General features: G+C 49.5%; 5 protein-coding genes. 1 reads left to right on the top strand and 4 read right to left on the bottom strand.

From position 1 onward, the window contains the following. From NW860_RS11540 to NW860_RS11530, 3 genes are all read right to left on the bottom strand, one after another. The coding region (locus NW860_RS11540) for a class I SAM-dependent methyltransferase (protein WP_414514312.1) at positions 1 to 1,563 on the bottom strand (1,563 nt) is incomplete at its 3' end. A gap of 18 nt (positions 1,564 to 1,581) precedes the next feature. After that, positions 1,582 to 1,710: a hypothetical protein gene (locus NW860_RS11535; RefSeq protein ID WP_414514310.1), complete on the bottom strand. Its 129-nt coding sequence runs from the start codon at positions 1,708 to 1,710 to the stop codon at positions 1,582 to 1,584. A 350-nt stretch (positions 1,711 to 2,060) separates the two neighbouring features. Then, positions 2,061 to 2,612, bottom strand: a complete 552-nt coding sequence (locus NW860_RS11530) for a type IV pilin protein (protein ID WP_414514308.1) — start codon at positions 2,610 to 2,612, stop codon at positions 2,061 to 2,063. A 203-nt stretch (positions 2,613 to 2,815) separates the two neighbouring features. Here NW860_RS11530 and NW860_RS11525 point away from each other — a divergent pair, with 203 nt between their 5' ends. After that, positions 2,816 to 5,752: a methyltransferase domain-containing protein gene (locus tag NW860_RS11525; RefSeq protein WP_414514306.1), complete on the top strand. Its 2,937-nt coding sequence runs from the start codon at positions 2,816 to 2,818 to the stop codon at positions 5,750 to 5,752. A gap of 81 nt (positions 5,753 to 5,833) precedes the next feature. On the opposite strand, the gene NW860_RS11520 is transcribed toward NW860_RS11525, so the two are convergent. Further along, entirely contained in the window at positions 5,834 to 6,352 is a 519-nt protein-coding gene (locus tag NW860_RS11520) for a phosphoribosyltransferase (RefSeq protein ID WP_414410548.1), read from the bottom strand. Positions 6,353 to 6,407 lie beyond the last annotated feature (55 nt).

Here is a 6,407-nt window from a genome sequence, read left to right as displayed (position 1 = left end):
ATTCACAGCAGGGTCTGGAATATGCTCAACGGGCTTGACATTGCCTCGCCAGGCCACTCCCATAATTTGCATGGTCTGGTAAATCATCGTGTTCCAGCCCCTGTCTCTCAAGTAATTCAAACCTTCAGCCACATCCGGCGAGGCTAGATTATGAAACAGAATCAAGGCATCCTCAGCAGCATAGCGCTCTGCCACTTGAGCATCCTGCAAGGGGGCTGGTGAGTCATGATTCCCATCGATGAAAATCAGAGACCAGCGACGATCCTCTTGCTGGGCAATCTCCTCCACCTTCCCTGGGCTGTAGCCAGGGTAGAGATTGACATTAGAGCGAACTCCAGCCAAGCGGAGAGAATAGTTCACGCTCTCATGAGCTGTTGGATTTTCCAGAATAGGATCGATAGCATCGAGAATAACCCCGCCTGCTGCCAAGTGAGCAGTTGACCAACCTAACCAACACCCAATCTCCAAAGCGTTTTTTCCTTGTAGCTTAAGGGCAGTGTTATAAAGAATGTGGGCTTCATCTCGACTGACAAAGCCAATACCAGGCTGGCGTTGATCTGCGTACCAAAGATGTGGAACTTCTCTCCTCACATGAGGCCAAGGATGAGATTGTGGATCGATAGCAGCTAGAAAGGGAAAGCATGGGTCAAGGTTTACTCTTTTTTGATTTGCCGAGACGTAGTCGTATCTCTTGACGGAGGTAAGTTTCTCAATGGGGTAACTCAGGTATGTTTCAACTCTAAAACCCTCGGTTGTAGGTACAATGTGAGTTGGCTTTTCCTTAGTCTGGCCCGAAATATGTACAATGCCTAGAGGAGCGTGAGGTGAGGAAGGATCCACCCAAAGCCTCCTCCGAGGGTCCCATAGAAGTTCCTGGTAATTAGCTAGCCAGTTACAACTCAAGGGCAAGAGTTCAACTCTATCCAGACCTAAGTCCTTGTAAATAGCTACGTTTAAAGCAAATTGATCTGTGAGGATGTCAAGGCAGTTATAAATGGCTTGACTCAGTCTTCTGCTCCACGCTGACCAGTGAGGAGATCGCCCAGTCCCAGAAAACACACCGGCATTCAGCAAAGGCTCTATCTCTAAACCAGCAAAATCCGTGTAGTGAAAGTAGCGACTATATTGCAAAGCTATCCAAGCGTGTCTCAAGGATCTGGTGCTGTGTTTAGCAAATAACTCCGGGACTATTGCAAAGCCCTTTCTTTTTGCTCCCAAAGCAAGAAGATAAATTGCAGACCAATCTTGCACCCAAGCATCTGCATCAATCCAAATGTAAACTTCATAACCTGGAAAATATTCAGGCAAAAAAGGTCTGGAGACCAGCGCTTTGAGGTACCTAGGTTGTTTATCGGCATCAGGAACGTTGTAATTCCAATCTGGCTCTACGATATAGTCAACGTACTGACCTATCCATTGCAACTGCTCTGGCGTACACCCTACATCAAAAAATCCAATATCTACAGAGTTGCCCTGTGGCTTTTCTCGAATAGAGAGAATAGTTCCCTGAACCAATTCAAAAAACTTGCTATCGGCACCTGTAACGATGATAGTTGAGTTCATGACTTCTATCTCTCCTCTCTAATCTCCACCTGTAGCCACCCTGAGCACATCGATGGGCTCCAAACCCAACTCCTTGAGGGCTGCCCTGGCTTCCCGGAAAGGGAGCAGCTGCTCCACTCCCCACTCGGCCTGAGGATAAAAATACACCCAACTGGGAAACTTTCCTGACTACTGGTGGCGCTCAAAGTCTAATCCTATTCGGGTTCCCTTTCACTTGGCCTCACGGGACGCTTATTGCTCAGGAGATAGAACTTGCATGGCAGCTCTTTATCAAGAGTTCATACTTTACAGCAGTCCTGAAACCAACCAGAACCTCATCGAAAAGGGTATTCTTACTCGCATCTCCTACCCATCACAGTTACTGTCCTCGCTCTAGTTCACTGGTTTAGCCTAGAGCCCTTGCCTACTCTTGAGGGAGACTGGAGCAACTGAAATAAAAAAGCTCCCCACAGGGAGCCACGGAGTACATAAAGTAGAGATAGAAACTATTGACCTCCTTACCGTCCTGGCTGTCCTGGCTGTCCTTGCTGTGGCGGACCCTCAAAGACGTTGCAGCTCTTACCAACGAAGGTAGGTAAAGCCGTCACTACTGGTTCCTGCGCTCCCAGCCCAATGGTGCATTGAATTTTTTCACCACCCCTGGTGATGTATGGAGCACCGTTGGATGTTGTGTCCCACCTTAGTGCGTGAGGAGCAATCGAACGGTTACTAGCCACTGGTGTCTGGTAGTTGGGAGCCCTCCACGGATCGTTCATGTACTTGTCACTATTGGCTCCACCGTGCTTGATATTATCATAATTTTCAGGATAGACGCCGAAGTCGAGTCGGTAGACTTCAGAGGCACGGCCTACTTCAGTGAGAGCCGCTTGAGCTTCGGCTGTACGGGAGCGGCGCACTTGGTTTAAGAACTGCGGGATTGCCACTGCAGACAGCACACCCACAATTACAATCACCACCAACAGCTCAATCAGGGTGAAGCCCTTGGCTTTGGAGAGAATTTGCTGAGCTAGCTTGGCCCGAAACAGAGACTGACGAGACTTTGCGCTCATGGTACTCGATCCTTTGACAACCTAGAGAGTTAACCGTGCAGGTTACCTGCCGCTATTAACTTACCCCGCTGGCGGGCAGTTCATAACAGTCCCCTCCCACGGAGTGCAATTGCGGATCTCTGCTAGGGGCAGCCCAAAAACCGGTGGTCTAGCTGAGCTGGCTGCAGCGGGGCAAACTAGGACTAGTGATCTCCTTCCCACCCATGAACCCTACACTGCAAGCCCAGATCCTGGAAGCTAGGCAACTGCTTCAGCAGGCTCCCAATGCCTTTGCAGAGTGGCTGGTGGCTTTCTACCGAGAGCAAGACGCAAAGGGTTGGCGGGAGTTTTTGCGGGGCTTCTGTGACCTCCCCTCATCTTCATTGGCTGATGAGTCGGCTTCTCCCTCTGAGCCAGAGGCAATCACCCTATCGGCGCTGGAGCAGGCCCTGGTTGCCAACCGGCTGAACCTTGCCTACCAGCTCTACACACCTTTGGTAGAAGCAGGAATCCTGCCGGCGGAGAAGGTGGTAGAGGTGTTGCTATCCTTGGCAGAAAGCCTGGAAAAAAGCTCCACTGAAGATTCGCAGCAACAACGTTTCCAGGTTTGCCTGAAGCTGCGCGAGCTGGCTTTCGAGCTGGATCCATCCCGGCGGGATAACACCCAGGTTCTACTGTTGCGATCCCTGCAAGCTCAAGACGAGCTGGCCGTGGGCTTTTACGGGCAGGCTTTGGCGGAGCAATTGGCCAGTTTGGGAGAAGAGCGGACCCTAGACATTACCCAGGAGCCCCTCCTGACTCAACTTCTCACTCGGCTATGGGATGACGGCTACCTGGATTTGTTTTTTGAGGTGGCCACAGCTTTACAAGCTCGTCTTTTGGAGGACCAGAAATCCGGATTTGCTGCTTTGCTAGCCCAGCTGGCCAATGCGGTGGATCCCGAGCAGGCGAAGCGCTATGAAGGTTTGTGGACGATAGAGGACTTAATCGGTGACTTTTTTCAGAGGGCAGCCCGCGCCTTCTTCCAGAACTCTACCAGTGATGGCTATTCCATTTTAGGAGAAGCTCTCATCACGGCGGCCGAGAGCTCACAGGTGCAAGAGAACTTTACTCTTCGTCTATCCCTTCTATCAGAATCGCTGGAAAAGTTGATCCATGCTGCACAGCTGGAACGGGTAAACTTTGTTATCCAGAAAATTATAGACTTAATTTTATCGAGGGAAGCCGACTTAGGATCACTAAGAATTAACGATGAAAATCTACTCGAGAGTCTAACGATTGCTAAAGCCATTCTGTTTCGAGTTTGCTTTTGTTGGAGTTATCTAACTGACGATCGCTCTCTGATTCGTCATTACCAACAAATTGGTGGTAGAATCTTTAACGACTGCCTAAGCTTAATGGCTTCTCAGCGAGACTTTCTTTGGTCGGAATATTGGCAGAAGAATCAGCGAGACTACTGCGGATCTGGCAGAACTAAGCGAAAGCTGAGGGTAGGCTTTCTGGGTAACTGCTTTCAGCGACATTCGGTTGGCTTTCTCAGTGAGGCTACTCTCAGGAACCTATCTCGCGATCTTCTGGACGTTGTCTACTACTACTACCAGGGGTGGAAAAATGAAGATATGGCCAGTCATGACAATATGTATCAAAAGTTTCGCTCTCACGAAAATCTCCATTTTCGCTTTTTTCCAGGAGAAACCAAGCCGCCTCAAGTAGCTGCTCAAGCGCGTGAGGATCGCATCGATATCATGGTTTTTATGGACTCCCTTACCAGTCACGATGCCAGCATCGTAGCAGCTTTGCGGGCCGCTCCTATCCAAATTGGTTGGCTTGGCGGAGATGCTGTTGGTTTGCCGGAATTCGACTACTTCTTTGCCGATCTCCATATCCTTCCTGAGGAGGCCCAAGCTGACTACCATGAAAGAATTATTCGCTTGCCCAGCTACTGTGCTGTTGATCATCTGGACGTCTGTGCTGCCAACGAGGTAGACTTTAAGACTAGTCTGAGAATAGAGCCGAAAAATGTTGTTTTCCTAACCGCAGCTAGTGCTTACAAACGTACTCCCAAATGTATCGACGCTCACCTGCAAATCTTAAAGGCCGTTCCCAACGGAGTTTTGATTGTCAAAGGATCAGGAGAAATTGCTACGGTTATTAGACACTACCAGGAAAGAGCCAAAGAGCTGGGCGTTCTCGATCGCCTCCGATTTCTTGCTCAAGCCAGCAGTGTGGAAGAGCATCGTGGCCAACTAGCCTTAGTGGATCTCGTTCTGGATACCTTCCCCTACACAGGTGCAACCCACACCATGGAAGCTCTCTATATGGGTGTGCCAGTCCTTACCCTAGTGGGCAGGCATTACTATGGCCGAATGAGTTACAGCCTGCTGAAAAATGTTGGCCTCGAGGATTGCATCACCTGGTCGGTGGAGGAGTTTATTGAGCGTGGGATCCAGCTAGGCAATAATCCAGAACGCTTGGCTAAAGCTAAGCAAACTATTCGAGATTCATATCACAGATCAATAGTATGGGATCCAAAGCGGTTGGCTAAAGCCATGGAGAGAGTTTTCTTCGAGCTAGCTTATGAGCATCAACTTATTCAATCTATTCCTCCTCTAGAAGATTGCCAAGCTGAGCCCAAGCCCGCTGAGTCTATTCGTCTTCATATTGGAGGTAAGCAGCCTCATCCAGACTGGAAGATTCTAGATAGTCAGGTAGGAGACCATGTGGATTATGTTGGAAGCGCCATTGATCTCAGTCAATTTGAAGATAACTCTATAGAAGCCATCTACGCTCCCTATATTCTGCAGCGCTTTAACTACACACGTGAACTACCTACTGCTCTCAAAGAGTGGCACCGGGTTTTGCGCTTTGGGGGCCAGTTGATGATCAGTGTCCCAGATATGCCTACTCTCTGCCGTCTTTATCTGAAGGATGAAGTTTCTTTAGAGCAGAGGTTTCGCATTATGCGTATGATGTTTGGTGACCAAGTAGATGAGCAAAACTACCATAAAGTTGGCTTCTCGTGGGAATACTTATTTGCTTTACTTGCTCAGGTAGGTTTCAGGGTTATTCGAAAGGTGGACAGATTTGGGCTGTTCAATGATTGCAGCGATATGGTCTTTCTCGGGGAACCAGTTAGCCTAAATGTAGTTGCAACTAAGTAGGGGTGCAACTTCAGCAACCGGAATACGGTGTATTGAGCTGCTTGTCGATCTAAAAGCTTACTCAGGAGTTAGATTTGCAGTTTAACCCAAAGAGCGCAGGGACTCCATTAGCTGCTTGGGTGTCATCTGCTCGTAGGGTTCGAAGGGCTGGTGAATCCAAGGGTTATCGGGCAAATAGTCCACATAGTAATCCGGTTGATAGATGGAGGCTGCTTTGTACCAGAGTACACCGGTGCGGATTTCCTCGATGTAAAAGCCGTAGTGGTGCTTGAGCCAGTGGACAGAGCGCTTCAGGGTCATGCCGGAATCGACCAAGTCGTCCACCAACAACACGTGGCTGCCCAGGTTGGCGGTAGTCATGGCCAGATCCCGCGAGAAAATTAGCTGCCCTCGCTGGCGATTGCCAGGGCCGGAGTAGGAGGAAGCAGCAAGAATTGCTAGAGGGAGATCGAATAGGCGGGCTAGAGTGTCGCCAATACGCAGCCCGCCCTTGGCGATGCAGACAATTTGGTTAAACTCCCAGCCGCTTTCGTAAACCTTGACGGCCAGCTCTTCGATTTTGCGGTGGTAGTCGGCCCAGGTGATGGAAATCTCGTGCAAGGGATCCCTCTCCAGCTCTAACTATCTATATCGCATCTAGCCAGCCTGGAGATGG

The organism is Synechococcus sp. F70.1 (assembly GCF_047502745.1).
Taxonomy (GTDB): Bacteria; Cyanobacteriota; Cyanobacteriia; order Thermostichales; family Thermostichaceae; genus Thermostichus.
The sequence above is the reverse complement of the archived record's forward strand: the minus strand, read 5'-3'. Positions and strand labels throughout refer to the sequence as shown.

Bases quoted from the DNA above. Each gene is read 5' to 3' on its own strand.
- NW860_RS11525 (WP_414514306.1), top strand. From the start codon at position 2,816: ATGAACCCTACACTGCAAGCCCAGATCCTGGAAGCTAGGCAACTGCTT.
- NW860_RS11530 (WP_414514308.1), bottom strand. From the start codon at position 2,612: ATGAGCGCAAAGTCTCGTCAGTCTCTGTTTCGGGCCAAGCTAGCTCAG.